The 24,181-nt window shown below is 60.4% G+C and carries 21 protein-coding genes and 1 other RNA gene; 8 read left to right on the top strand and 14 right to left on the bottom strand.

The window, feature by feature from the left end:
* The first annotated feature begins 53 nt into the window (after positions 1–53).
* Positions 54–1,397: a glycerol-3-phosphate transporter gene (gene glpT, locus B2J69_RS07625; protein WP_081137954.1), complete on the top strand. Its 1,344-nt coding sequence runs from the start codon at positions 54–56 to the stop codon at positions 1,395–1,397.
* Positions 1,398–1,431: 34 nt separating this feature from the next.
* Here glpT and yigL read toward each other — a convergent pair whose 3' ends face one another.
* Positions 1,432–2,232, bottom strand: coding sequence for a sugar/pyridoxal phosphate phosphatase YigL (yigL, locus tag B2J69_RS07620; RefSeq protein ID WP_081137953.1), 801 nt, complete (start codon positions 2,230–2,232; stop codon positions 1,432–1,434).
* Positions 2,233–2,283: 51 nt separating this feature from the next.
* Entirely contained in the window at positions 2,284–3,267 is a 984-nt protein-coding gene (pldB, locus tag B2J69_RS07615; RefSeq protein ID WP_081137952.1) for a lysophospholipase L2, read from the bottom strand.
* A 115-nt stretch (positions 3,268–3,382) separates the two neighbouring features.
* On the opposite strand from pldB, the gene rhtB reads away from it, so the two are divergent.
* The gene (rhtB, locus tag B2J69_RS07610; protein ID WP_081137951.1) at positions 3,383–4,006 is read left to right on the top strand and encodes a homoserine/homoserine lactone efflux protein; all 624 of its coding nucleotides are present in this window, start codon (positions 3,383–3,385) and stop codon (positions 4,004–4,006) included.
* Between the two features lie 136 nt (positions 4,007–4,142).
* On the opposite strand, the gene rhtC is transcribed toward rhtB, so the two are convergent.
* The 3 genes from rhtC to pldA are packed head-to-tail and all read right to left on the bottom strand — an operon-like array spanning position 4,143 to position 7,506.
* The gene (gene rhtC, locus B2J69_RS07605) at positions 4,143–4,766 is read right to left on the bottom strand and encodes a threonine export protein RhtC (protein WP_081137950.1); all 624 of its coding nucleotides are present in this window, start codon (positions 4,764–4,766) and stop codon (positions 4,143–4,145) included.
* A 12-nt stretch (positions 4,767–4,778) separates the two neighbouring features.
* Positions 4,779–6,608 carry an ATP-dependent DNA helicase RecQ gene (gene recQ, locus B2J69_RS07600; RefSeq protein WP_081137949.1) on the bottom strand — a complete coding sequence of 610 codons (1,830 nt, stop codon included), beginning with the start codon at positions 6,606–6,608 and terminating at the stop codon, positions 4,779–4,781.
* Positions 6,609–6,633: 25 nt separating this feature from the next.
* The gene (pldA, locus tag B2J69_RS07595) at positions 6,634–7,506 is read right to left on the bottom strand and encodes a phospholipase A (protein ID WP_081137947.1); all 873 of its coding nucleotides are present in this window, start codon (positions 7,504–7,506) and stop codon (positions 6,634–6,636) included.
* A gap of 186 nt (positions 7,507–7,692) precedes the next feature.
* Between pldA and B2J69_RS07590 the strand changes: the two genes are divergently transcribed.
* Complete coding sequence (locus B2J69_RS07590; protein WP_081137945.1) at positions 7,693–8,163, top strand: thioesterase family protein; 471 nt, start codon at positions 7,693–7,695, stop codon at positions 8,161–8,163.
* A gap of 45 nt (positions 8,164–8,208) precedes the next feature.
* Positions 8,209–9,117 (top strand): EamA family transporter RarD, encoded by a 909-nt coding sequence (gene rarD / locus B2J69_RS07585; RefSeq protein ID WP_081137943.1) that lies wholly within the window; start codon positions 8,209–8,211, stop codon positions 9,115–9,117.
* Between the two features lie 252 nt (positions 9,118–9,369).
* Here rarD and corA read toward each other — a convergent pair whose 3' ends face one another.
* From corA to B2J69_RS07545, 8 genes are all read right to left on the bottom strand, one after another.
* Positions 9,370–10,323: a magnesium/cobalt transporter CorA gene (gene corA, locus B2J69_RS07580; RefSeq protein ID WP_081137941.1), complete on the bottom strand. Its 954-nt coding sequence runs from the start codon at positions 10,321–10,323 to the stop codon at positions 9,370–9,372.
* A 297-nt stretch (positions 10,324–10,620) separates the two neighbouring features.
* Positions 10,621–12,783 carry a DNA helicase II gene (uvrD, locus tag B2J69_RS07575; RefSeq protein WP_081137939.1) on the bottom strand — a complete coding sequence of 721 codons (2,163 nt, stop codon included), beginning with the start codon at positions 12,781–12,783 and terminating at the stop codon, positions 10,621–10,623.
* Positions 12,784–12,881: 98 nt separating this feature from the next.
* The gene (gene yigB / locus B2J69_RS07570) at positions 12,882–13,598 is read right to left on the bottom strand and encodes a 5-amino-6-(5-phospho-D-ribitylamino)uracil phosphatase YigB (protein ID WP_081137937.1); all 717 of its coding nucleotides are present in this window, start codon (positions 13,596–13,598) and stop codon (positions 12,882–12,884) included.
* On the bottom strand, positions 13,595–14,497 hold the full coding sequence (xerC, locus tag B2J69_RS07565; RefSeq protein ID WP_081137935.1) for a tyrosine recombinase XerC: 903 nt from the start codon (positions 14,495–14,497) through the stop codon (positions 13,595–13,597). The genes yigB and xerC overlap by 4 nt, the downstream gene beginning before the upstream one ends.
* Entirely contained in the window at positions 14,494–15,198 is a 705-nt protein-coding gene (locus tag B2J69_RS07560; protein ID WP_081137933.1) for a DUF484 domain-containing protein, read from the bottom strand. Before B2J69_RS07560 ends, xerC begins: the two co-directional genes overlap by 4 nt.
* Positions 15,195–16,019, bottom strand: a complete 825-nt coding sequence (dapF, locus tag B2J69_RS07555) for a diaminopimelate epimerase (RefSeq protein ID WP_081137999.1) — start codon at positions 16,017–16,019, stop codon at positions 15,195–15,197. Before dapF ends, B2J69_RS07560 begins: the two co-directional genes overlap by 4 nt.
* Before the next feature lie 29 nt (positions 16,020–16,048).
* Positions 16,049–16,267, bottom strand: a complete 219-nt coding sequence (lptM, locus tag B2J69_RS07550) for an LPS translocon maturation chaperone LptM (protein WP_081137931.1) — start codon at positions 16,265–16,267, stop codon at positions 16,049–16,051.
* 134 nt (positions 16,268–16,401) lie between these two features.
* Complete coding sequence (locus B2J69_RS07545) at positions 16,402–18,960, bottom strand: class I adenylate cyclase (RefSeq protein ID WP_081137929.1); 2,559 nt, start codon at positions 18,958–18,960, stop codon at positions 16,402–16,404.
* Positions 18,961–19,277: 317 nt separating this feature from the next.
* Between B2J69_RS07545 and hemC the strand changes: the two genes are divergently transcribed.
* From hemC to hemY, 4 genes are read left to right on the top strand one after another with little or no spacing between them, the layout of a single operon-like run.
* Positions 19,278–20,219: a hydroxymethylbilane synthase gene (hemC, locus tag B2J69_RS07540; RefSeq protein WP_081137997.1), complete on the top strand. Its 942-nt coding sequence runs from the start codon at positions 19,278–19,280 to the stop codon at positions 20,217–20,219.
* On the top strand, positions 20,216–20,956 hold the full coding sequence (gene hemD, locus B2J69_RS07535) for a uroporphyrinogen-III synthase (RefSeq protein ID WP_081137926.1): 741 nt from the start codon (positions 20,216–20,218) through the stop codon (positions 20,954–20,956). The genes hemC and hemD overlap by 4 nt, the downstream gene beginning before the upstream one ends.
* Before the next feature lie 24 nt (positions 20,957–20,980).
* Positions 20,981–22,117 (top strand): uroporphyrinogen-III C-methyltransferase, encoded by a 1,137-nt coding sequence (gene hemX, locus B2J69_RS07530; protein WP_081137924.1) that lies wholly within the window; start codon positions 20,981–20,983, stop codon positions 22,115–22,117.
* 4 nt (positions 22,118–22,121) lie between these two features.
* Positions 22,122–23,318 (top strand): protoheme IX biogenesis protein HemY, encoded by a 1,197-nt coding sequence (hemY, locus tag B2J69_RS07525; protein WP_081137922.1) that lies wholly within the window; start codon positions 22,122–22,124, stop codon positions 23,316–23,318.
* Between the two features lie 757 nt (positions 23,319–24,075).
* On the opposite strand, the gene B2J69_RS07520 is transcribed toward hemY, so the two are convergent.
* A non-coding RNA gene (locus B2J69_RS07520) (RtT sRNA) lies at positions 24,076–24,181 on the bottom strand; the annotation flags it as partial.

Genomic DNA, 24,181 nt, shown 5'->3' with positions numbered 1-24,181 from the left:
TGGAACGCGCCGCACCTTTGCATAACAACGACAAGACGCCTGGGAGGGCAGCTATGCTGAGTATCTTTAAACCCGCGCCGCATCGACCGCAGGTCGCGGAAGATCAGGTTGATCCATTATATCGTCGTCTGCGCTGGCAGATCTTCTTCGGCATCTTTTTCGGCTACGCCGCCTACTATCTGGTGCGTAAAAACTTCGCGCTGGCGATACCCTATCTGGTGGAGCAGGGCTTTTCGCGCGGCGATCTCGGCTTTGCGCTTTCTGGCATCTCGATTGCGTATGGCTTCTCGAAATTCATTATGGGCTCGGTGTCGGATCGCTCGAATCCGCGCGTCTTTCTGCCCGCCGGGCTGATCCTCGCCGCCGCGGTGATGCTGTTTATGGGCTTTGTGCCCTGGGCGACCTCCAGCATTATGGTGATGTTCGTTCTGCTGTTTCTCTGCGGCTGGTTTCAGGGCATGGGCTGGCCGCCGTGCGGGCGCACCATGGTGCACTGGTGGTCGCAGAAAGAGCGCGGCGGCATCGTGTCGGTGTGGAACTGCGCCCATAACGTCGGCGGCGGCCTGCCGCCGCTGCTGTTTCTGCTCGGCATGGCCTGGTTCAGCGACTGGAAAGCGGCGCTTTATATGCCCGCCTTCGCCGCTATCGCCGTGGCGCTGATCGCCTTCGCCCTGATGCGCGATACGCCGCAGTCGTGCGGCTTGCCGCCCATCGAGGCGTATAAAAACGATTACCCGCCCGACTATAGCGCCACGCACGAAGAGGAGCTGACGGCGAAGCAGATCTTTATGCAGTACGTGCTGCCCAACAAGCTGCTGTGGTATATCGCGCTGGCCAACGTCTTTGTCTATCTGCTGCGCTACGGCATTCTCGACTGGTCGCCGACCTATCTGAAAGAGGTAAAGCACTTCACGCTCGATAAGTCGTCATGGGCCTATTTTCTCTATGAGTACGCCGGTATTCCCGGCACGCTGCTGTGCGGCTGGATGTCGGACAAGGTGTTCAAGGGGAATCGCGGTGCGACCGGCGTCTTCTTTATGACGCTGGTGACCATTGCTACCGTGGTCTACTGGTTCAATCCGGCGGGTAACCCCGGCGTCGATATGGCCTGCATGATCGTCATCGGCTTTTTAATTTACGGCCCGGTGATGCTGATCGGCCTGCACGCGCTGGAGCTGGCACCGAAGAAAGCGGCGGGCACCGCGGCGGGCTTTACCGGCCTGTTCGGCTATCTGGGCGGCTCGGTCGCGGCCAGCGCCATCGTCGGCTATACCGTCGACTTTTTCGGCTGGGACGGCGGCTTCCTGGTGATGGTGGTGGGCTGCGTGCTGGCGGTGATCCTGCTGCTGTTGACCATGATCAACGAACGCAGGCACAAGCAGCAGCTGGCGTCATAACGAAGCGGGCCGGCATCGCGCCGGCCCGTTGCCGTCAGGAGAGAAACAGCGTGCGCAGCGTATGCGGCACGGCGTCTTCCCCGTTGCTGCCAATCACTTCCAGATCCGGCAGCGTATCTTTCAGCCGCTGGTGGGCGTTGCGCATAATGCAGCCTTTGCCCGCCATGCTCAGCATCTCCACGTCATTCATGCCGTCGCCGAAGGCAATGCACGATTTTAAGGAGTGGCCAAGCTGTCGCGCCACCGCGTCCAGCGCGTGGCCTTTCGATACGCCGCCCGCCATCACTTCCAGACAGGTCGGCAGCGAGAAGCTGACGTTGACGCGATCGCCCCAGCGCGCCTGCAGCGCCAGCTCGAGCGGGATCAGCGCTTCGGGATCGTCGCTGGTGAAAAAGACCTTGCTGATGTTATCGCCGGGCAGCATGCCTGGCTCATAGACCTGATAGTGGAACACCGACTCGCGAAAATAGTCCTGCTCCGCCGGATGGGTGCGGCTCATAAACCATTCGTCGTCGCGGTAAACGTGGGTCAGGATCGCCGGATTGGCGTAGTGCAGCCCGTAAAGCTCCAGCGCGATATCTTCGTCGAGGTTGTGGCTGAACACCAGTTCGCCTTCCGCGTTGTGCACGCGCGCGCCGTTCGAGGTGATCATATAGGCGGGAATGCCCAGCTTATCGCGCATCTGTCCCACGTCGATATAGTGGCGTCCGGTGGCGAAGACAAAGTGGATATCGCGCGCCACCAGCTGTTGCAGAATATCGTGGGCGTAAGGGGTCAGGCGATGTTCGGGAGAGAGCAGCGTGCCATCCAGGTCGGATGCGACGATTTGAAACATGAAAACCTCAGGTAATGTTTTAGGCCGAAGCCGGTAAGGTAAGTATTCGAATTAAGGGTGTGCCTCAAAAAAATCGACCAGCGCGTTCAGCGCCTCGGCGCGCATCGCATCTTTTTCAAACAGGATCTCATGACGCGCCTCGTTAATCACCCGCGCCTCGCAGGGATGGCCCGCCTGCGCCATCGCCGCGCAGAAGAGATCCTGCGACCGGTTATCCACCACGCGATCGTCGCCCGCCTGCAGCAGCAGGATGGGCGTTGTGATGGTGCTGGCCAGGCTCAGGATATTGCGCCCGGCGTGGATGCCTTCGCGCACCCAGTGATAGGTCGGGCCGCCCACGCGGATCGCCGGATCGTCGGCGTAAAAGCGCAGGCTGCGGCGATAGCGCTCGGCGCTGTGCGTCAGGCGATTGATGCCGAAGGGATGGGCGCGCCAGCGGCCGGTGCCGAGGGCGTAGCCATCGCGCATCGCCGGGCGCTTTTCCGCCCAGTCGAGAATGCGGTTCGCCAGAAATGCGGGCATCGGCAGCGCAATGCCGAACATCGGCGCCACCAGTGTCACGGCGTGAAACGCCTGTGGCTGACGCGCCAGAAACAGCGTCAGGATCGCGCCGCCCATGGAGTGCGCCAGCGCATAGCGCTGCTGATAATGGCCGCTGACGATCTCTTTCAGGTAGAGCGTTTCCAGATCGTCCACATAGTGCATGAACTCCGCGACGTGGCCGCGATGCGTATCCTGCAGCAGGCGATCGGAGCGTCCCTGGCCGCGATGATCGAGGATGACGACGTCAAAGCCGCAGTGAAACAGGTCATACGCCAGCTCGGGATATTTGACGTAGCTTTCGATGCGTCCGGGTACGATAAGAATAACGCGCTTATGTTGCGGCGCAGTGAAGCGCACATAGCGCAGCGTGACGTTTTCCACGCCGACAAATTCGCGCTCTTCGCGGCGCTGCCAGAAGTCGAGCAGCGGACCGTGCGCAAAGGCGGCAAAGGCTTTTTCCCGTTTGAGCCAGCTCGCTTTATGTCGTTCCATCTTTCCCCCTGCAGAGGCGCGACAGGCCTGTCGCAAGCCGCGCATGCGGCCCGTAGCGTCGCGCTTGTTTCTGGCGTATTGTGTCATATTTCCGCCCAGACAGGGAGCGCAACCCATGACCACTGAATGGTGGCTGACCTACCTTCTTACCACCACAATCCTGAGCCTGTCGCCTGGTTCCGGCGCCATTAACACCATGAGCACCGGCATTAGCCACGGCTATCGCGGCGCGGCGGCCTCAATCAGTGGTTTGCAGCTCGGCCTGGCGATCCATATCCTGCTGGTGGGTATCGGGCTGGGCGCGCTGTTTTCGCAGTCGCTGCTGGCGTTCGAGGTGCTGAAGTGGGCCGGCGCCGCCTATCTGGTGTGGCTCGGCATTCAGCAGTGGCGCTCTGCGGGCGCTATCGATCTGGACGCCGTCTCCCGCGCGATGCCGCGTCGTCGCCTGTTCAAGCGCGCGGTGCTGGTGAATCTCACCAATCCGAAAAGCATCGTGTTTCTCGCCGCGCTGTTTCCGCAGTTTATTCTGCCGCACCAGCCGCAGGCGATGCAGTATCTGGTGCTCGGCGCCACCACCATTGTGGTCGATATCATCGTGATGATTGGCTACGCCACGCTGGCCACGCGCATTGCGGGCTGGATCAAGGGACCGAAGCAGATGAAGCGGCTGAACCGTATCTTTGGCGGGCTGTTTATGGCGGTTGGCGCGTTACTGGCAAGCGCACGCAGAATAGCATAAGACTGTTGGCACGCATGCTCAGGCCGTCGGCGGCGCAGCCAGATTGCGGGCGGCCAGCGCGCAGTCACCGCAGCGTACAGTAGTACGTGAGGATGACGAGCACTGCCCAACCGCAAGCTGGCAAGTAAGCCAGGCCTTAACGAGAAATGATGAGGTGGATGCCGAAACCGGCGAACAACACTCCTGCTACGCCATCCACCCACTTCGCCGCGCGCTGATACTTATCCCGCATCCACGGCAGCGCGAAGATCGCCGCCACCAGCGTAAACCACGCAAAGGTCTCACCGACGATCAGCAAAAACAGCCCCCAGCGCTCCAGCGCGCCAACGTCGTTGCCGACGAACAGCGAGAAGACGCTGCCGAAATAGATAATCGCTTTCGGGTTCGACAGGTTGGTAAGAAAACCTTTAAGAAAGCTTCTGCCCTTTTTCGGCAGCTCGACCACCGGCGCGTCCTGCACCGGCTGCTTATGGCGCTGACGCGCGGAGCCGAGCAGCTGCCAGCCCATCCACAGCAGATAGAGACCGCCGCCAACCATAATGATCTGATGCAGCCACGCCATCTTCTCCAGGATCAGATGCAGCCCCATCAGCGCCACGCCCGCCCAGATCACAATGCCCAGCGTAATGCCGAACACCCCCATCATCGCCTCTTTGCGCGAGCGGCTGGCGGCGGTTTGCGACACAAAAAAGAAGTCCGGGCCGGGACTCATCAGCGCGACCAGATGCACCAGCGCGACCGTAGCGAATAACATCAGCATGGGGAGTTTCCTTTACTCTTCATCATCAAGGTGCTCTTTGATCATCACCAGGAAGGGTTTGCCAAAGCGCTCTAGTTTTCGATGGCCGACGCCGTTGACGCTCAGCATCTCCGACGCCGTCACCGGCATCTGCTCCGCCATCTCAATCAGCGTGGCGTCGTTAAACACCACGTAGGGCGGGATATTCTCTTCGTCAGCAATCGCTTTACGCAGCTTGCGCAGCTTGGCGAACAGCTTGCGATCGTAGTTGCCGCCGTAAATTTTCGGCGAGCTGCTGCTTTTCGGCTTCGCCGCGTTAAGGCGCGGCACCGCCAGCATCAGCGGCACTTCGCCGCGCAGCACCGGACGCGCCGCTTCCGTCAGCTGCAGGGCGGAGTGCATAGCGATATTCTGCGTCACCAGCCCCAGATGGATCAGCTGGCGCAGCACGCTGACCCAGTGCTCATGGCTCTGCTCGCGGCCAATGCCGTAAACCGGCAGTTTGTCATGGCCCTGGTCGCGGATGCGCTGGTTATTGGCGCCGCGCAGCACCTCGACCACATAGCCCATGCCGAAACGCTGACCGACGCGATAGATGCTGGAGAGCGCTTTCTGCGCCTCTACCAGGCCGTCATAGCGCTTCGGCGGATCGAGGCAGATATCGCAGTTGTCGCACGGCTGCTGACGCCCTTCGCCGAAATAGTTCAGCAGCACCAGACGGCGGCAGGTCTGCGCCTCGGCGAACGCGCCCATGGCGTTAAGCTTGTGACGCTCGATATCCTGCAGCGGACCGGGCGCTTTCTCTTCCAGACATTTGCGCAGCCACGCCATATCCGCCGGATCGTAAAGCATCATCGCCTCGGCCGGCAGGCCGTCGCGTCCGGCGCGGCCAGTTTCCTGGTAGTAGGATTCGATATTGCGCGGAATGTCGAAGTGCACCACGAAGCGCACGTTGGGCTTGTTAATGCCCATACCGAACGCCACCGTCGCCACCACGATCTGCAGGTCGTCGCGCTGGAAGGCTTCCTGCACGCGGGCGCGCTGCGCGCTGTCGATACCGGCGTGATAGGCGCCGACGCTCAGCCCGCGGCTTTGCAGACGCGCGGCGGTGTCTTCTACCTTGGCGCGGCTGTTGCAGTAGATAATGCCGCTTTTGCCGCGCTGATCCTGAACGTAGCGCAGCAGCTGCTCGGTGGGCTTGAACTTCTCCACCAGCGTATAGCGAATATTGGGGCGATCGAAGCTGCTGATCTGAATCAGCGGATCCTGCATATGCAGCAGATGCGCGATGTCGTTGCGCGTGGTTTCGTCGGCGGTGGCGGTCAGCGCCATTACCGGCAGCTGCGGGAACCGCTGGCGCAGCTGGCCCAGCGCGCCATATTCAGGACGGAAGTCGTGACCCCACTGCGAAATACAGTGCGCTTCGTCGACCGCCAGCATCGCCGGCTGCCAGTGCGCCAGACTGTCGAGGAAGTTATCCATCATCAGACGCTCGGGCGCGATATAGAGCAGCTTCACGCGGCCGGTGCGGCAGTCCGCCATCACCTGCTGCTGCTGCTCGCGCGTCATGGTGGAGTTGAGGCACGCCGCCGCCACGCCGTTCGCCAGCAGCTGATCCACCTGATCTTTCATCAGGGAGATGAGCGGCGACACCACCAGCGTCAGCCCCTCTTGCACCAGCGCCGGGATCTGATAACAGAGCGATTTACCGCCGCCGGTGGGCATGACGACCAGACAATCCCGTCCGCTCAGCGCCGCATTGATAATGGTTTGCTGACCGGGACGAAAATGCTGATAGCCGAAGGTATCCTGCAATACCTGCTGCGCCAGCGATACCTGATTATGTACTGCCGAGATTGCCACTGTAATCCTGTTGTTTTCCGGAGAGTCAGAACAGATCGTTTAGCATCACGCCGACGCCGACACGCGTCTGGCGATGGTTGTAGTCGATAAGCGACTCGCCATAACCGCTAAACACCTGGGTATAGAAACGAACGTGTTCGCTGATCGGGTAGCTCCAGCCCAGCGTTGCGCCGCCAAAACCGGTATTCCAGTTGTAGTTGCCTTCCACGCTGAAGATATTCTCGCCCGCGATATAGCCCAGCTTCAGGCGGTAGTAGCCCATATATTTGGTGATATCCGGGTTATCGTCTTCGCTGTCCGGTATGCGGTACCAGGGTTTTACTTCGGCGAGGAAATTGCCGTTCTGCGCCATCAGGCGCGCATAGACGCGGTTCCAGCTGCGCGACGTCGGATCGCTGCGGCCGTTGGACTGATGATTGACGCCCACTTCCACATCACGCAACGTCCAGCCGGCGAAGTCGTAATCCGTTGCCCAGCCGAGGAACAGCTGCGGCTCATAGTTGGTTTCGCGGAACGGAGAGGACTCGCCGCGGTTCGACAGCTGCCACCAGGAGCGTTGCGTATAGGAAGCCGCCAGCACGGAGTTGTCACCCAGAATACCGCGCCACAGCGGAAATGCCAGACTGAGCTGAAATTTCACCTCATCTTTGCGCGCGTTGTTCCCCCAGTTATAGGAGGAGATCGCCTCTTTATTGATGTCGCTGGTGTAGGTATAGAGCAGATAGTTGCTCTCATACGGGTAGAGCACAAACGGGTTGTCGTGCTTCTCCAGCAGGTTGGCGATAATGCTGCCGCGCACCTGAGGGGTGTCATGGACATCTTTTACGGTGGCTTCCTCTGCCTGCGCCAGTGCAGGAAGTAACAGGGCGGCTGCTAACAAGGCGCGATGCTTGCGCATAACATTCTCCGGTGAAGGCTGCGTGTCAAATTAATGGGGAGTCACAAAAAGGAGGCCATTCTACACGCAAAAGTCGGTGAAGATGAGCGCTGATTTCTGAAACTGGAAAGCCCCTCGCGCGCGGCTTAGAATACACAATTCGTTAACATTCCACGCCGCTCAGGGCGTGTTCGCAGGATAATCATTATGTCTTCAGCGCTGCTGTCTCAGCAGGAAGCCCGCCGCATGGTGGGCGAAATTTTTATTTATCACATGCCGTTTAATCAGGCGCTCGGCCTGGAGCTGGATCGGCTGGAGAGCGACTACGCCGAAATCAGCTTCGCTAACAAAACCATGCTGGTGGGCAACGCCGCGCAGCAGATCCTGCACGGCGGGGTGATCGCCTCGGTGCTGGACGTCGCCGCCGGCATGGTCTGCGTCAGCAACGCGCTGACGCGCGCGGAGAGCATCAGCGAAGAGGAGCTGCGTCAGCGCCTGTCGCGCATGGGCACCATCGATATGCGCGTCGACTATCTGCGGCCCGGCCGCGGCGAGCGCTTTACCGCCACCAGCAGCCTGCTGCGCGCCGGAAACAAAGTGGCGGTGGCGCGCGTTGAGCTGCATAACCAGCAGGGCGACTATATTGCCACGGCGACGGCGACCTATTTGATTGGTTAATCGCCGACACCGTGCGAGAATTCATTTTTTTCCGGACGCTTTTTTATGGATACGCAACAGACTCGCCAGGGCATTGGCTTCGCGCTCGGCGCCTACTTTATCTGGGGCATCGCTCCAGCCTACTTCAAGCTGGTGAAAACCGTTCCCCCAACAGAAATCATGACCCACCGCGTCATCTGGTCGGCGCTTTTTATGCTGGTGCTGATCAGCCTGAGCCGCAGCTGGACGCAGGTGCGCAGCGTGCTGGCGCAGCCGAAAAAGGTGCTGCTGCTGGCGCTGACCGCCGTGACCATCGGCGGCAACTGGCTACTGTTTATCTGGGCGGTGAATAACCAGCATATGCTGGAAGCGAGCCTCGGCTACTTTATCAACCCGCTGATTAACGTGGTGCTCGGCATGCTGTTTCTGCGCGAGCGCTTTCGCCGCCTGCAGTGGCTGGCGGTGCTGCTGGCGGCAATTGGCGTGCTGGTGCAGCTGTGGCAGTTCGGCTCGGTGCCGCTGATCGCGCTCGGGCTGGCGCTGAGCTTCGCCTTTTATGGGCTGGTGCGTAAAAAGATTCAGGTCGATGCGCAGAGCGGCATGCTGATCGAGACGCTGTGGCTGTTTCCGCTGGCGGCGATCTATCTGTTCGGCGTTGCCGATACCCCGACCAGTCACCTGAGCGCCAACCCGCTGAGTCTGAACCTGAAGCTGGTGGCGGCGGGCATCGTAACCACCATTCCGCTGATGCTGTTTGCCGCCGCCTGTACGCGGCTGCGCCTCTCTACCGTCGGCTTTTTCCAGTATCTTGGCCCGACGCTGATGTTCCTGCTGGCGGTGCTGTTTTACGGCGAGACCATCACGCCCGACAAGATGGTAACGTTCGCGTTTATCTGGCTGGCGCTGGCGGTATTTATTTTTGATGCGGTGGTGGCGACGCTGCGTAGCCGACGCGCGATAAAGCGGACTGCTTAGTCTGTTAGTTTGGTGCCTGCGCGCATGGCATGGCCCGATCGCAAAGTCGCTTTACGCATCCCTGCTCGCTCGGCCCGCGCGTATACGCACCTCATCCCTGAGGTGCGCCCGTGTCCGGGCCAACGCTTTGCGTTGTTCAAAAACGCTCCCGGCGTTTTTGTCCTTGTCGCGGGACGCTTTGCTCTTCGGGCCAGGCCATTCGCTCGTTAACGTCTCTGCGGCCTGTAAGATTAGGCCGTGCGGTTTGAGACGTTACAGCCAGTTCTTGCGTTTGAAATAGAGATAAGGCGCCAGGCCGGCGAGGATCATCAGACCAATCGCCGCCGGATAACCAAAGCTCCACTTCAGCTCCGGCATAAACTCGAAGTTCATCCCATAGCTTGACGCTACCAGCGTCGGCGGCAGAAACACCACCGATACCACCGAGAAGATCTTGATAATGCGGTTCTGCTCGATGTTGATAAAACCCATCGCCGCCTGCATCAGGAAGTTGACCTTCTGGAACAGCGATTCGTTATGCGGCAGCAGCGACTCGATATCGCGCAGGATCTCGCGCGCCTGCTCCAGCTGGTTGTTCGGCAGACGCGCCTTGCGCACCAGGAAATTGAGCGCGCGCTGGGTATCCATCAGGCAGAGACGCACCTTCCAGCCGATATCTTCCAGCTCGGCGAGACGCGACAGCGCCTGGTCATACTCTTCGCCCTGCTGCCCTTCCATAATCACGCGGCTGAGCTTCTCCAGCGCGCTATAGATATTCTCGATCTCATCCGCCAGCTGCTCGATTTTGGTCTCGAACAGATCCAGCAGCAGCTCAAAGGCGTTGCCGTCGATCAGCGTCTGGTTGCGGGCGCGCATGCGATAAAGGCGAAACGCAGGCAGCTCACGCTCGCGCAGCGTATAGAGACGCCCTTCGCGGATGGTGAACGCCACGGTGGAGTTGCCGGCGTGATCTTCCGCATCTTCGTAAAAGAAAAAAGAGTGAATATGCAGACCGTCTTCATCTTCGAAGAAACGCGCCGAGGCTTCGATATCCTCCAGCTCGGGACGCGTCGCCAGGCTCTGCCCCAGCTCGCTCTGCACGCGGTCGCGCTCGCCCTCTTCCGGCTCGATCAGATCGACCCAGACCGAGGTGGTCAGTTTGTCGTTTTGGTCTTCCAGCTCCAGACGCGTCAGGCGGCTGCGATCCAGTTTAAATGCGCTCAGCATAGCAATACTCCCCATTGCAGACTAAATGGGACAAGGCCGTTGGCCGATCGGCCACGGCAACGCCTGAACACGGAAACGCTCGTTCAAAAGGTGAATCAGTGCTGACTCGTGCGACGGGATACAAAAGGGAGGTCGCTGATAACCGCTAAGGCTACCAGCAAAAAGAGGTAGCCTTAGATGTTATTCCTGGTAACCAGGTGACTGAGCCAGCATCGACTGGGCGTATCCAAGGCATTGTCCTCTCTTGATAATAGTGCGCGCATGTTACGCTGAGACGAAAAAGTCGTCAACCGGTGACTAAGCGGTTTCCAGCTTCGCATAAGCGGCCACCAGCCACTTGATGCCCTGCCCCTGAAATGCCACCTGCACGCGGCTGTGTTCGCCGCTGCCTTCCAGATTGATGATGGTGCCTTCGCCGAATTTGGCATGTTTGACGCGCTGGCCCAGCGAGAAGCCGCTGTCGCTTTTCGTTACCGGCGTGCCCATGCGCTGATGGCTGACCGGACGGCTAACGCTGGCGCGCAGACGCACCTCTTCGATGCACTCTTCCGGCAGCTCGCCGATAAAGCGCGACGGCCGATGATAAACCTCTTTGCCGTAGAGTCGACGCGACTCGGCGTAGGTCAGCGTCAGCTTCAGCATGGCGCGCGTCACGCCGACATAGGCGAGACGGCGCTCCTCTTCCAGACGGCCGCCCTCGTCAATCGACATCTGGCTCGGGAACATGCCCTCTTCCATGCCGACGATAAAGACCTGGCTGAACTCGAGCCCCTTCGCCGAGTGCAGCGTCATCAGCTGCACCGCGTCCTGCCACTTGTCAGCCTGGCCTTCGCCCGCTTCCAGCGCGGCGTGCGACAGAAACGCCTGCAGCGGCATCAGATCTTCATCTTCATCCTGATAGCTGAACTGGCGCGTCGCCGTCACCAGTTCCTCAAGGTTTTCGATACGCGCCTGGCCCTTTTCGCCTTTCTCCTGCTCATACATCACCCACAGGCCAGAGTCTTTGATCACGCGGTCGGTCTGCACATGCAGCGGCATCTCGGCGGTTTCGCCTGCCAGCGAATCGACCAGCTCGCAGAAACGCTGCAGCGCCGAGGCGGCGCGCCCCGCCAGCGCTTTGGTTTGCAGCAGCTCGCGCGTCGCCTGCCACAGCGTCATCTGCCGTTCGCGGGCGGTCTGCCGCACCACGTCGAGCGTGCGATCGCCCACGCCGCGCGTCGGCGTATTGACCACGCGCTCGAAGGCGGCGTCGTCGTTGCGGTTGGCGATCAGGCGCAGATAGGCGAGCGCATCTTTGATCTCCTGACGCTCGAAGAAGCGCATGCCGCCGTAAATGCGGTACGGCATGCTGCTCTGCAGCAGCGCCTCTTCCAGCACGCGCGACTGGGCGTTGCTGCGGTAGAGAATGGCGCAGTCCTGCAGGGCGTTGCCATTTTCCTGCCAGGTTTTGATGCGGTTGACCACGAAGCGCGCTTCGTCCAGCTCGTTAAAGGCGCAGTAGATAGAGATAGGATCGCCATCGCTGCCGTCGGTCCACAGCTCTTTGCCGAGACGGCCGTTGTTGTTGGCGATCAGGGCGTTGGCCGACTTCAGGATATTGTTGGTGGAGCGATAGTTCTGCTCAAGGCGGATGGTCTCCGCCGCCGGGAAATCCTGCAGGAAGCGCTGGATGTTCTCGACCTGCGCGCCGCGCCAGCCGTAGATCGACTGATCGTCGTCGCCGACGATAATTACCCGGCCGCTGTCGCCCGCCAGCATGCGGATCCAGGCGTACTGAATGTTGTTGGTGTCCTGAAACTCATCCACCAGAATATTGCTGAAGCGCTCGCGATAGTGATTGAGAATATGCGGCTTATGCAGCCACAGCTCATGGGCGCGCAGCAGCAGCTCGGCGAAATCGACCAGCCCGGCGCGGTCGCATGCTTCCTGATACGCCTGATAGATACGCAGCCAGGTCTGCTCCACCGGGTTGCCGTAGCTTTCGATATGCTTCGGGCGCAGCCCTTCATCTTTCTTGCCGTTGATGTACCACATGCCCTGACGCGCGGGCCACTGCTTCTCATCCAGATTCATCGCCTTAATCAGGCGCTTCAGCAGGCGCAGCTGATCTTCGCTGTCGAGGATCTGGAAATCCTGCGGCAGGCCGGCGTCGAGATGGTGCGCGCGCAGCAGACGATGAGCAAGGCCGTGAAAGGTACCGATCCACATACCGCCCTGGCTGGTGCCGATCAGCTGTTCGATACGGTGACGCATCTCCGCCGCCGCTTTGTTGGTAAAGGTTACCGCCATAATCGAATAGGGCGAGCAGTTCTCTACCGACAGTAGCCAGGCGATACGGTGCACCAGGACGCGTGTTTTTCCGCTGCCTGCGCCTGCCAGCACCAGCAGGTTGCTGCGCGGCGCCGCCACGGCTTCGCGCTGTTTGTCATTCAAACCGTTAAGCAGATCAGAAACGTCCATAGGCACCGTCTATCTAAGAAAACAAAAAGCGCGCCCTGAATCATTCGGCTTGCGGCAAGGCGCATGACTCAGGGCACGACTGGATAAATCTACAGCCATTATAACAGTGAGGTCAGGGATGCCAATCGCGAAATTTCGACATGCGGCAACAGACGCGCGTCGGCAATCTGCATCAGGTTGCCGCCGCGCAGGTTGATCCAGCACGCCTGCATGCCGCAGCGCAGCGCGCCGGCCACGTCGGTGGTGAGATCGTCGCCCACGTGCAGGATCTGCTCCGGCGCCAGACCGAGCCGCTGCGCGGCGAGATGGTACATATCCTGATAAGGCTTCGCGCGGCCGTCCGGCCCGGCGCGCAGCGCAAACTGAAAGTAGTCGGCAATGCCGAGCTGCTCCGGGCGCGCGTTGCCGTTGGTGATCGCCACCAGCGGAACTTTCGCGCCGAGCGCCTTCAGCGTCTCATGCGTCTCTTCCGGCATCGCCACCTGACTGCGCCAGTGATGGAAGACGCCCATGATCTCCTCCGCGCCCGCCGTCGCCTGCTGCGCCGTAAGGCCGGCGTTGAGCAGCGCCAGTTCGACCGAGCGTCGACGCCACTCCGACACGTCGTGGTAGATATCCGGCTCGCGAGCCAGCAGCTCGTCGCGCAGCGCCTGATAATCGCGCGGCGTGAATTCGCGCAGCGACGGATGGTAGGCCTGCAGCGCCGCGTGCGATTCGGCGGTGGTTTTGCGGATCACCGGATAGTTGTCGTAGAGCGTATCGTCGAGATCGAAGGTGATCGCCTTCACGGCGCGTAACGGACGGTAAAACTTCATTCGTTCTTTCCTCGTTTGGCACGTGGGTGCGCAGCGTCATACACCGTCGCCAGATGCTGGAAGTCGAGATGGGTATAGATCTGCGTGGTCGACAGACTGGCGTGGCCCAGCAGCTCCTGCACCGCGCGCAGATCGCCGCTCGACTCCAGCAGATGGGTGGCGAACGAGTGGCGCAGCTTGTGCGGATGGATATGGCTGGCGACGCCCTGCTTCACGCCCCATTCGGCGAAGCGCTTCTGCACGTTGCGCGCCGAAATGCGGCGGCCGCGGCTGGAGAGAAACAGCGCGTCATCCTCGCCGCCGAAGCTGGCGCGCAGCGGCAGCCAGCGTTCCAGCCAGGCGACGGCGGTGCGGCCGATCGGCACGCGCCGCTCTTTGCTGCCTTTGCCGGTGACCCAGACCTCGCCCGCCTCGAAGTCGACGTGGCGGCAGTCTATATTCACCAGCTCCGACAGGCGCAGCCCGCCGCCGTACATCACCTCCAGCATCGCGCGGTCGCGCACCGCCAGCGGATCGTTAAGGTCGATCTCCAGCAGCTGATTGACCTCGTCGACGTCGATATTTTTCGGCAGATGACGCGCGTTGCGCGGCGTGGTGACCCCTTTGGCGGGATTAGCAGAGAGTTTGCCCTGGCTGACCTGCCAGTCGAGAAAACTGCGCAGCGCCGAGAGGCGCAGCGCAAGGCTGCTGGCGCCTAACCCGGCGCGGCGACTGCGCGACGCCATGCTGCGCACCTGCGCAGGCTCCAGCGCCGCCCAGCTGCTGAGCTTCATCTCTTCCGCCATCTCCGTCAGCGTCGCCAGCTGGCGCGCGTAGTTTTCCTGCGTCAGCGGGCTGAGCTGACGCTCGACCCTGAGATAGCGCAGGAATTCGTCGACGACGGCCTGCAGCGCGCTCATGCGCGTTCTACCCAGCGCAGCAGCAGCTCTGGCATCATCTGCGCCAGATGCTGCAGCAGTAGCGTGCCCATCCCGGCCTGATAGTGCTGGCTGTCGCGGCTGCTGAAGATCAGCACGCCCAGCTCGCCGCGTTCGCCCATCAGCGACATCGCCACGGAGCCGATCGCCTTGGCCTGCGGCAGCAGCAGCAGCAGCTCCGGGCCGTTCAGGCTGCCGAGAAAATGGTGTTGCTGGCCGAAACGCTGGATGCGCAGCGGCTCGAACGCCTGGCGCGACAGGCCGAGCTGGACGAACTCCGAGGGCGCGCCCAGCCGCCATTGATCGGCGAACAGACGCAGGTTGGCGCCCGCCAGTCCCAGATCGCGCGCCCAGCGCTGCAGGCGATTAAGCATATCCTGCAGCGAGCCGGCCGCAGCCAGATGCCCCTGCAGCGCCAGCAGCCGATCAAACAGCTCGTGATTGGCGCTCGCCTGCTCCATCAGCAGCGTGATCTCCTCCTCCAGCCGCTGAATATGGTTGCGCTGGCGCGCCATATGCCACTCCACCAGCGACACGCTGCCGCGCACCGGATGCGGCACCGCCATCTGTTCAACCTGGCGGGCGTTGCGGATAAAGAAGTCGGGATTTTGCTGCAGATAGAGGTTAACAGCCTGATCGTCCAGCAGGAGCGTGTTGTCAGCCTGCTCTTCGATATTTTTCATAGATGAATAAACCCATCGTAAACGTGTGTGGCGGGGCCGGTCATAAACAGCGGCTGACCGGCGCCTTTCCAGGCGATATGTAGCGTGCCGCCCGGCAGATCGACGCGCACTTTCGGCGACAAAATGCCCTGCTGGACGCCGCAGGCAACCGCGGCGCAGGCGCCGCTGCCGCACGCCTGGGTTTCGCCCGCGCCGCGCTCGTAGACGCGCAGGCGAATATGCTCCGGCGAGACCACTTCCATAAAGCCGACGTTGACGCGCTCGGGAAAGCGTTCGTGGCTCTCCAGCGACGGGCCCAGGGTCTCGACCGCGGCGGTCTGCACGCTGTCGACCTGGATCACGCAGTGCGGATTGCCCATCGACACCGCGCCAAACATCACCGTCTGTTCGGCGACGCGCAGCAGATAGAGATTTTCCGCTTTATTGGCGCGGAACGGCACCTGCTGCGGCTCGAAATTCGGCTCGCCCATATTGACGCGCACCAGTTCGTCCGGCGTCACGCTCAGCACCATGCGTCCGGTCTGCGTGCTGACGCGGATCTCGCTTTTGTTGGTCAGCCCTTTTAGCCGCACAAAACGGGCGAAACAGCGCGCGCCGTTGCCGCACTGCGCCACTTCGCTGCCGTCGGCGTTGAAAATGCGATAGTGAAAGTCGAGATCGGGATCGTAAGGCGGTTCGACGATCAGCAGCTGATCGAAACCGATCCCCAGATGGCGATCCGCCAGCCGGCGAATCAGCTCCGGCGAAAAAAAGACGTTTTGCGTCACGGCGTCGACCACCATAAAGTCGTTGCCAAGACCGTGCATTTTGGAGAACTGCATTTTTTGCTCCGCCGGGTGCGCCATTACGATTAGTCTGCTGACATGCTGGCGTTGCCGCCGCTCACCAGTCCTTTGGTATCGGCCTGCGCCGCGCGCTGCTGCTGCTGCTGTTTCTGCTGCTCAGCCTGCTGAGGCGTTTGCGTCTTTGGCTGTTCGGCGGGCGGGAAGTAAAGCGGTCCTTTTAGTCCACAGCCTGCCAGGCTCGCGAGCGCCAGCGCCATTGCCAACAGGCTTTTTACTCTCTTCATCTTTTCTGCTCTTCTGTCCTTAACCTGGTTGCTTATCATCGCAGTTGAAGATGGAAAAGCAACAGGAAATCCCCGCATTTCACGTGCGCGCGGTGACAGTTCAATAAGGAAAGGGCCGCGCGGCGAGCGCGGCGTCAGTGCACCTGATAGCGCGGCTGATAGTCGCCGTTATCGTTATCCGGCTGCGTCGCGCAGAGCTGGGTCAGCGTCTGGCTGCGGAACGGGATCACCTGGAAGCGATCGCCGGTGTTCACGATCTGGTAGAACTGCGGCAGATTGAAGTTGATAAAGCTCGAGCCGTAGGTAAAGCGATCGTGCGACGAGGAGTAGAACCGGCTGACGTCGCGCACCAGCTCCTCTTTACTGCCTTCGCAGTGGTGATAGACCTCGACGCGGTTGGTTTCATCCAGAATATAGATGTTGAACCCCTGCTCGTTGGTGGTCTCTTCGAAGAAGAACTGAATAATGCCTTCGCTGGCGTAGCCGTTTACCACCGGCGGCAGCGGCGTCTGGTTCGATTCCACTTTGATCGACAGGCCGTGCAGCTTGTTGTTGGAGATGGCGCCGTAAAACTCCACCGCGTTCTCCAGCTTCTGCACCGAGACGCTCATGCGTTCGAAGAAGAGTCCCCACGTCTGGCCCGCCATGCGCAGCGCCTTAAAGCGGCCCGGCTCCTGACGCGTGCTGGAGAGACGCAGCTCAATGCATTCAGACACCAGCTGCTGAACGCGGGTGCGGATCAGCCCGCGCAGGTGCTGGCTGTAGCAGAAGACCTCTACCGTGTCCGGCGGCGCGGCGTCCTGATGCATTTTGCCCAGAATGGTCTTCAGCGCTTCGATCATCGCCTGTTCGCCGCTGAAGTGCAGCGTGCGCACCTCATTCCACGAGTTGCGGTAGAGCAGATCGATGCTGCCGATCAGGCACTGCTGCTGCTGGCCGAAGCTAAAGACGTCGAGCTTGCGGAAGTCGAAGTGCACCACCTGATTGCGGAAAGCGGCGGTCGGGTCATGCTCAAGGTTGACGATAATCGCCAGATGGCGGATTTCGCACGGGCTGTAGAGCGCCTTTGGCGTCGGCGCGGGCAGACGCAGCGGAAAGTGAGAGGAGACGTCGTTCACCAGCTCCTGCAGGCGCGCCAGATCGCAGATCTCGTTGCCTTTGATATGCAGCCGCGTTTTGCTGGTCAACAGGCCGTTGAACCACGCCCAGGCCACCAGCTTATTCAGGTAGCGGTTATACTCCAGCGGCTGATGGCTGATGATCGAACTCATGTCCGGCGCCTGGTTATAGAGATACCAGCCTGAGCGATTGGCGCGGCCCGCCGGCACATGAATAAAGGTGAGGTTCTCTTCCGACAGGTCGGGCGAAATCTGCGGGTTGACCAGCGTGACCTTGCCCGGCAGCGCTTCGAACGCGGCGTACAGTTTACGCGTCAGCACGCCGATATCCTGCGGACTCGCGCTGACGCTTAAATTGTTGCGGCGTGCGAAGCGGATCAGGTTGCGATAGCTCTGCATCATCGCATCCAGCAGCTCGTTATGCGCTTCGCGCACGCGTTCGATTTTCCAGCCGCCGCGGTTGTCGAGGATCGCCAGTTTCTCTTCGTCCCAGCCCCACTCTTTTACCAGCTGCGACAGGATCTCGCGGCGCCAGCCTGAGCGGCTGCTGTTTTCGTCGGCGCTCAGCTTCTCGCACACTTTCAAATAGAAGCAGCGGCGTACCAGATCGAGGCGCGGCTGATCGTCCACGCTGGTCAGGTAGTGCGTCACGCGCTCCAGCATCATGCAGTAAGGATCGAGGCCGAAGCTGACGATTTCACCGTCGTGCAGTCGTTGTTTGATATCCATCGCCAGCAGCTGCGTGTTGGGATATTCCCAGCTGTAGGCTTCCAGCAGCAGGGTTTTCAGCACCGCCTTATAGGGCGAGTCGATGCTTTTATAGAGCTGCCACAGGCTGGCACCGAAATACTCTTCCGCCGACAGCGTGCCCAGGCCGCCCAGGTCGAGCCACTCGTTGGGCGTCAGCACGCCCTGCGCATAGAGCGACATCACATAGTCGTCGTAGTGATGTTCCTCTTCGCACGGCACCATATTCCACAGAATGCGTTTGCCCGCCATGCGCACGGCGGTGCGGTAGAACTCGTCCAGCAGCAAAATATGCTGCGTCGAGCCGCAGTCTTCCGCGCCCAGGCTGCCGCTTTCATTATGGCGGAAGCGGTTTTCATCAATCAGAAAGAAGCTGACTTCCACGCCCATCGAGACGCACCACTTCTGCAACAGCGTGCACTTGCGCTGCAGGTTGAGGCGCTCTTCATTGTCGAGCCAGGATTGATGGCAGACCCAGATATCGAGATCGGAGACGCTGTTCTGCCCCACCGACGAGGTGCTGCCCATCGAATAGATAGCGGTGATTGGCATTTCGCCGCTGCGCGACACGTCCAGCGTCAGCTCATGGCTGCCCGCCAGCTCGCGCATCAGCGCCAGCTGATTTTCTTCAGGCGTGAAGAAGCTGATGCCTCGGGGAACGTTACCGTCAAAGTAACCTGGCATCAGCGGGTGATGATAATGTAGTAAGGTCGGCAGCAGACTGTATACGTGCTGGAAAGCAGGTCCCATCGCAGCCAGCGCGCGATCGACGCGCAGCTGATTAATGGCATCCAGTCTCTGTTTCAGTGTCTCAATGTAGAGGTACAAGACGTTTCGCCTGATTGTCCCAGTGTTTAAGCAACCTGTTTCCGAAACCTGCCGCTTTGTAATCGAAAAAGTTGGGCAGATTATTGCTGGAAACGTGATCAATCTAACACCTGGCAGATTGACCGTAAAGAAAGTTGCGCTACTTAACAGTTTAGCACGTTCCTGTTCGCGTCCTGCGCTTTCGGACGCCGCTTGCCGCGTTATCCTCTTCTGCCGGGTGCCTGTTGCCGCTATCCCGGTCAAATAATCCGTTGAAACTGTCAGCCATCAGCCGACAATGATAGGATATTCGGTGAACGATCAAAATGGTTAACAGCATGTTAGACAAAATTTTCAGAATTGCTACAAGACAAAGTCCCCTTGCGCTCTGGCAGGCACATTATGTCCAGCGGCGCCTGATGGCCGCGCATCCGGGCCTGCGCGTAGAGCTGGTGCCGATGGTGACCAAAGGCGACATTATTCTTGATACACCGCTGGCGAAAGTGGGCGGCAAGGGATTGTTTGTCAAAGAGCTTGAGCTGGCGATGCTGGAAAATCGCGCCGATCTCGCGGTGCATTCAATGAAGGATGTGCCGGTCGCGTTCCCTGAGGGATTAGGGCTGGTCACGATTTGCGAGCGCGAAGATCCGCGCGACGCCTTCGTCTCAAACCACTACGACTCGCTGGACGCCCTGCCGCAGGGCGCGGTGGTCGGCACCTCCAGCCTGCGTCGCCAGAGCCAGATTAGCGAGCGCCGACCGGATCTGGTGATCCGTTCGCTGCGCGGCAACGTCGGCACCCGCCTGTCGAAACTCGACGCGGGCGACTATGACGCCATTATCCTGGCGACCGCCGGACTGAAGCGCCTGGATCTTGAATCACGCATCCGCCAGTCGCTGCCGCCGGAAATCTCCTTGCCCGCCGTGGGCCAGGGCGCGGTCGGCATTGAGTGCCGTCTCGACGACAGCGAGCTGATCGGCCTGCTGCAGGCGCTCAATCATGACGACACCGCCATCTGCGTGAAGGCGGAGCGCGCCATGAACACGCGGCTGGAAGGGGGCTGTCAGGTACCGATCGGCAGCTTTGCGCTGCTGGAAGGCGACCAGCTCTGGCTGCGTGGCCTGGTTGGCGCGCCGGACGGCAGCGTCATGGTGCGCGGCGAACGTCGCGGCCCGCGCGCCGAGGCGGAAGCGATGGGCGTTTCGCTCGCCGAAGAGCTGCTCGGCAACGGCGCACGCGATATTCTGCGCGAGGTTTATCAAGGGCAGCCGCCTGCATGACTATCCTGGTCACGCGCCCGGAACCCGCCGCCAGCGAGCTGGCGACCCGCCTGCGCAGCCTCGGCCGCGAGGCGTGGACGCTGCCGCTGATCGAGTTTGCGCCGGGCAGTGATCTTGATCGCCTGCCGCAGCAGCTGGCCGCGCTGCGCGCCGGCGACCTGGTGTTTCTGCTCTCGCAGCAGGTGATCCGCCATGCGCAGCCCGCGCTGGCGCGTCACAACGCAGCGTGGCCCGCAGACGTAGACTATTATGCAATTGGTCGCAGCACCGCGCTGGCGTTTCACACCGCCAGCGGTCGACACGTCGACTATCCGCACGCGCAGGAAACCAGCGAAGCGCTGATCAACCTGGCGGCCTTGCAGCGGGTTTCTGGTAAGAAAGCGCTGATTTTAAGGGGAAATCCTGGGCGCGAACTGCTGGCGGAAACGCTTTCCGCGCGCGGCGCCGAGGTCACGTTTAGCCAGTGCTATCAGCGCTGTCACAAACACTACGACGGCGCTATTGAAGGTCGACGCTGGCGCAACCGCGGCATCACAACGCTGGTGGTCAGCAGCGGCGAAATGTTACAACAGCTGTTTTCTCTGTTCCCCGCGGTCGATCGCGAGGAATGGTTATTGCGCTGTCGACTGATTGTCGTCAGCGAACGTTTGGCTACGCTGGCCAGTGAACTGGGCTGGCAGGATATTCAGGTAGCTGATGGGGCCGATAACGACGCGCTGCTGCGCGCGTTACGCTGAACTTAATCATGGGATGTGCCACAGATGACGGAACAAAAAGCGACCTCCGCCACGGTTGAAGAGACGACGCCAGCGGCAGACACTTCGCCCTCTTCCCGCCCGCAACCGCCGCGCGACAAAAAGAGCGGCGGCATGGTGCTGGGCGCGGTGGCGATTATTATCGCGCTGGCGACCGGCGCGGGTTTATACCTTAACGGAAAACATCAGGCTGAACTTCAGGCGCAGGCGAATCAAAGCCTGAGCGATAAGCTGAACGCTTTGCAGCAGCAAGCGGGCAGCGACAAACAGCAGCTGGCGCAGCAGCTGAGCAGCGCGCAAAACGCGCTGAACGACGCGCGCACTCAGCAGGCCGCGACGGCGAAAGAGCTGGAAACCCTGCGCGAAAAGGTCGCCACGATCTCCGGGAATGACGTGCACGCCTGGCTGGTATCGCAGGCGGACTACCTGGTGAAACTGGCGGGCCGCAAGCTCTGGAGCGATCAGGACGTCACCACCGCCGCCGCATTGCTGAAAAGCGCCGACGCCAGCCTGGCCGATATGAACGATCCCAGCGTCACGAGCGTGCGCCGCGCGCTGACGCAGGATATCAGCACGCTTTCGGCCATCGACCAGATCGATTACGACGGCATCATTCTCAAGCTGAACCAGCTGTCGAATGGCGTCGACAACCTGCGCCTGGCTGACAACGACAGCGACGACGCGCCGATGGACAGCGATGGCGGCGAGCTGACCTCTTCACTGCGCGAATGGCGTCAGAATCTGGTGAAAAGCTGGCATAACTTTATGGATGACTTCATCACCATTCGCCGTCGCGACAACACGGCGCAGCCGCTGCTGGCACCGAACCAGGACGTTTATCTGCGCGAAAATATTCGCTCGCGTCTGCTGATCGCCGCCCAGGCGGTGCCGCGTCACCAGGATGAGATCTATAAACAGTCGATCGACACCGTCTCCAGTTGGGTGCGCGCCTGGTATGACACCAACGATCCGGCGACCAAAGCCTTTCTGGCGCAGCTGGATGAACTGAGCCAGCAGAGCATTAATATGAACCTGCCGGACAATCTGGAAAGTCAGCCGCTTATCGATAAGCTGATGCAGACGCGCGTGCGCAATCTGATTGCGCAGCCTTCCGTCGCAGCTGACCAGCCGCAAGGAGGCTAAGCGCATGCTTAAGGTATTTATCCTGTTCGTTCTGCTGATCGCCGGCATCGTGGTCGGTCCGATGATCGCCGGCCATCAGGGCTATGTGCTGATTCAGACCGACAACTGGAATGTGGAAACCAGCGTCACGGGCCTGGCGATCATTCTGATTATCAGCCTGCTGATCATTCTTGGCGTGGAGTGGCTGCTGCGCCGCCTGTTTCGCACCGGCGCGCGCACCCGCGGCTGGTTTACCGGCCGTAAGCGTCGCCGCGCGCAGCGCCACACCCAGACCGCGCTGATGAAGCTCGCCGAAGGCGATCATCGCCAGGTTGAGAAGCTGCTGTCGAAAGACGCCGATCACGCCGACGTGCCGGTGGCCAACTACCTGCTGGCGGCCGAGGCGGCGCAGCAGCGCGGCGATGAAATCCGCGCTAACCAGCATCTTGAACGCGCCGCCGAGCTGTCGGACAACGACGTGATCCCGGTTGAAATCACCCGCGCGCGCATTCTGCTGGCGCGTAATGAAGATCACGCCGCGCGTCACGGCATCGATCGCCTGCTGGAAGTCGCGCCGCGTCACCCGGAAGTGCTGCGTCTGGCGGAGCAGGCTTACCTGCGTACCGGCGCCTGGAGTTCCCTGATCGACATTCTGCCGGCGATGGAAAAGTCGCAGGTGGGCGATGAGCAGCATCGCGCCGATCTACAGCAGCAGGCGTGGCTGGGTCTGATGAATCAGGCGATGGCCGATCAGGGCAGCGATGGCCTGAAGCGCTGGTGGTCGAATCTCAGCCGTAAAACGCGTCAGCAAACGGCGCTGCAGGTGGCGATGGCGGATCATTTGATTGAGTGCGACGATCACCAGACCGCGCAGGAGATCGTTCTCGACGGCCTGAAGCGCCACTATGACGATCGTCTGGTGCTGCTGATGCCGCGCATTAAGAGCAGCAATCCGGAAGCGCTGGAGAAAGCGCTGCGCCAGCAGATCAAGCAGCACGGCGCGACGCCGCTGCTGCACAGCACGCTGGGCCAGCTGCTGATGCGCCACGGCGAATGGCAGCAGGCCGCCGAGGCGTTCCAGCAGGCGCTGGCGCAGCGTCCCGACGCGTTCGACTATGCGTGGCTGGCGGATGTCTACGACCGTATGCATCGTCCGGAAGAAGCGGCGAAAATGCGCCGCGAAGGCTTACTGCTGACGCTGAAAAACAACCCGAATGCTTAATGTTGTTGTTACTTGTTTACGCCGGGCTTGCCCGGCTTTTTTTTGCCCATTATCTGGCGCAAAAAAAAACACCTGCCAGAAGCAGGTGTAAGATCAGGTCGGTAAGACAACCCTGAGGTACCCGACTCAACGGTATGTCTGTTGATCCTGTAAGGCGAGAGCGATACAGGCAGGCAGACAACGGGTACCCAAAAGTGGCTCTGCGTCATTCCCAGGTTTATGCAGCATCAGCAGACATAAGAGGTGGAATGAGCATCTACGCTATAATTATTGCACAAGGCGTGCCAGGTTGCTGAAAATATAGTAAAGCCTTTATTTTCAATAGCATGAAATTACTTAGCCTGCGCGACATCGTTTAAATTGTCGGGGACAGACGACAAACGATCGATTGGCTGTCTCAATTTTGAGACAGCCAAAATCTATTGCTTATAAAAGCATTCAAATCAACCCTTTAATTGTCTCTATAAAACGACAAACCGGCAGCGCTTCAGCTAAAACGCGAATGGCATGGACGGAAGAGCAAAGCGTCCCGCGACAAAGCCAAAAACGCCGGGAGCGTTTTTGAACAACGCGCAGCGTTGGCCCGTTTAGGGCGCACCTCAGGGATGAGGTGCGTAATACGCGGGCCGAGCGCGCAGGGATGCGTACAGCGACTTTGCGATCCGTCCATGTCATGCGCGTCGGCACAAAGCTCACAGCCCACGGCCCTATTTTCTACAGACGAAAAAAACCTGCTTTTTCAAGCAGGTTTATAAAATGGTCGGCGAGAGAGGATTACGCTTATCTTCGATAAGCGCCCTTCGGGCCGTTGCTGCGCAACGTTGTCTCGCTACGCTCGGCGCAAACCTCCTTCGGAGGTTCTC

Origin of the sequence: Pantoea latae (assembly GCF_002077695.1) — a bacterium.
GTDB lineage: Bacteria > Pseudomonadota > Gammaproteobacteria > Enterobacterales > Enterobacteriaceae > Pantoea > Pantoea latae.
The sequence above is the reverse complement of the archived record's forward strand: the minus strand, read 5'-3'. Positions and strand labels throughout refer to the sequence as shown.

Coding starts and splice junctions, on each gene's coding strand:
- pldA (WP_081137947.1), bottom strand. CDS start 7,506: ATGCGCAAGCATCGCGCCTTGTTAGCAGCCGCCCTGTTACTTCCTGCA.
- pldB (WP_081137952.1), bottom strand. CDS start 3,267: ATGGAACGACATAAAGCGAGCTGGCTCAAACGGGAAAAAGCCTTTGCC.
- B2J69_RS07590 (WP_081137945.1), top strand. CDS start 7,693: ATGTCTTCAGCGCTGCTGTCTCAGCAGGAAGCCCGCCGCATGGTGGGC.
- yigB (WP_081137937.1), bottom strand. CDS start 13,598: ATGAAGTTTTACCGTCCGTTACGCGCCGTGAAGGCGATCACCTTCGAT.
- hemC (WP_081137997.1), top strand. CDS start 19,278: ATGTTAGACAAAATTTTCAGAATTGCTACAAGACAAAGTCCCCTTGCG.
- rhtB (WP_081137951.1), top strand. CDS start 3,383: ATGACCACTGAATGGTGGCTGACCTACCTTCTTACCACCACAATCCTG.
- lptM (WP_081137931.1), bottom strand. CDS start 16,267: ATGAAGAGAGTAAAAAGCCTGTTGGCAATGGCGCTGGCGCTCGCGAGC.
- dapF (WP_081137999.1), bottom strand. CDS start 16,019: ATGCAGTTCTCCAAAATGCACGGTCTTGGCAACGACTTTATGGTGGTC.
- corA (WP_081137941.1), bottom strand. CDS start 10,323: ATGCTGAGCGCATTTAAACTGGATCGCAGCCGCCTGACGCGTCTGGAG.
- rarD (WP_081137943.1), top strand. CDS start 8,209: ATGGATACGCAACAGACTCGCCAGGGCATTGGCTTCGCGCTCGGCGCC.
- B2J69_RS07560 (WP_081137933.1), bottom strand. CDS start 15,198: ATGAAAAATATCGAAGAGCAGGCTGACAACACGCTCCTGCTGGACGAT.
- rhtC (WP_081137950.1), bottom strand. CDS start 4,766: ATGCTGATGTTATTCGCTACGGTCGCGCTGGTGCATCTGGTCGCGCTG.
- xerC (WP_081137935.1), bottom strand. CDS start 14,497: ATGAGCGCGCTGCAGGCCGTCGTCGACGAATTCCTGCGCTATCTCAGG.
- hemX (WP_081137924.1), top strand. CDS start 20,981: ATGACGGAACAAAAAGCGACCTCCGCCACGGTTGAAGAGACGACGCCA.
- uvrD (WP_081137939.1), bottom strand. CDS start 12,783: ATGGACGTTTCTGATCTGCTTAACGGTTTGAATGACAAACAGCGCGAA.
- hemD (WP_081137926.1), top strand. CDS start 20,216: ATGACTATCCTGGTCACGCGCCCGGAACCCGCCGCCAGCGAGCTGGCG.
- glpT (WP_081137954.1), top strand. CDS start 54: ATGCTGAGTATCTTTAAACCCGCGCCGCATCGACCGCAGGTCGCGGAA.
- hemY (WP_081137922.1), top strand. CDS start 22,122: ATGCTTAAGGTATTTATCCTGTTCGTTCTGCTGATCGCCGGCATCGTG.
- yigL (WP_081137953.1), bottom strand. CDS start 2,232: ATGTTTCAAATCGTCGCATCCGACCTGGATGGCACGCTGCTCTCTCCC.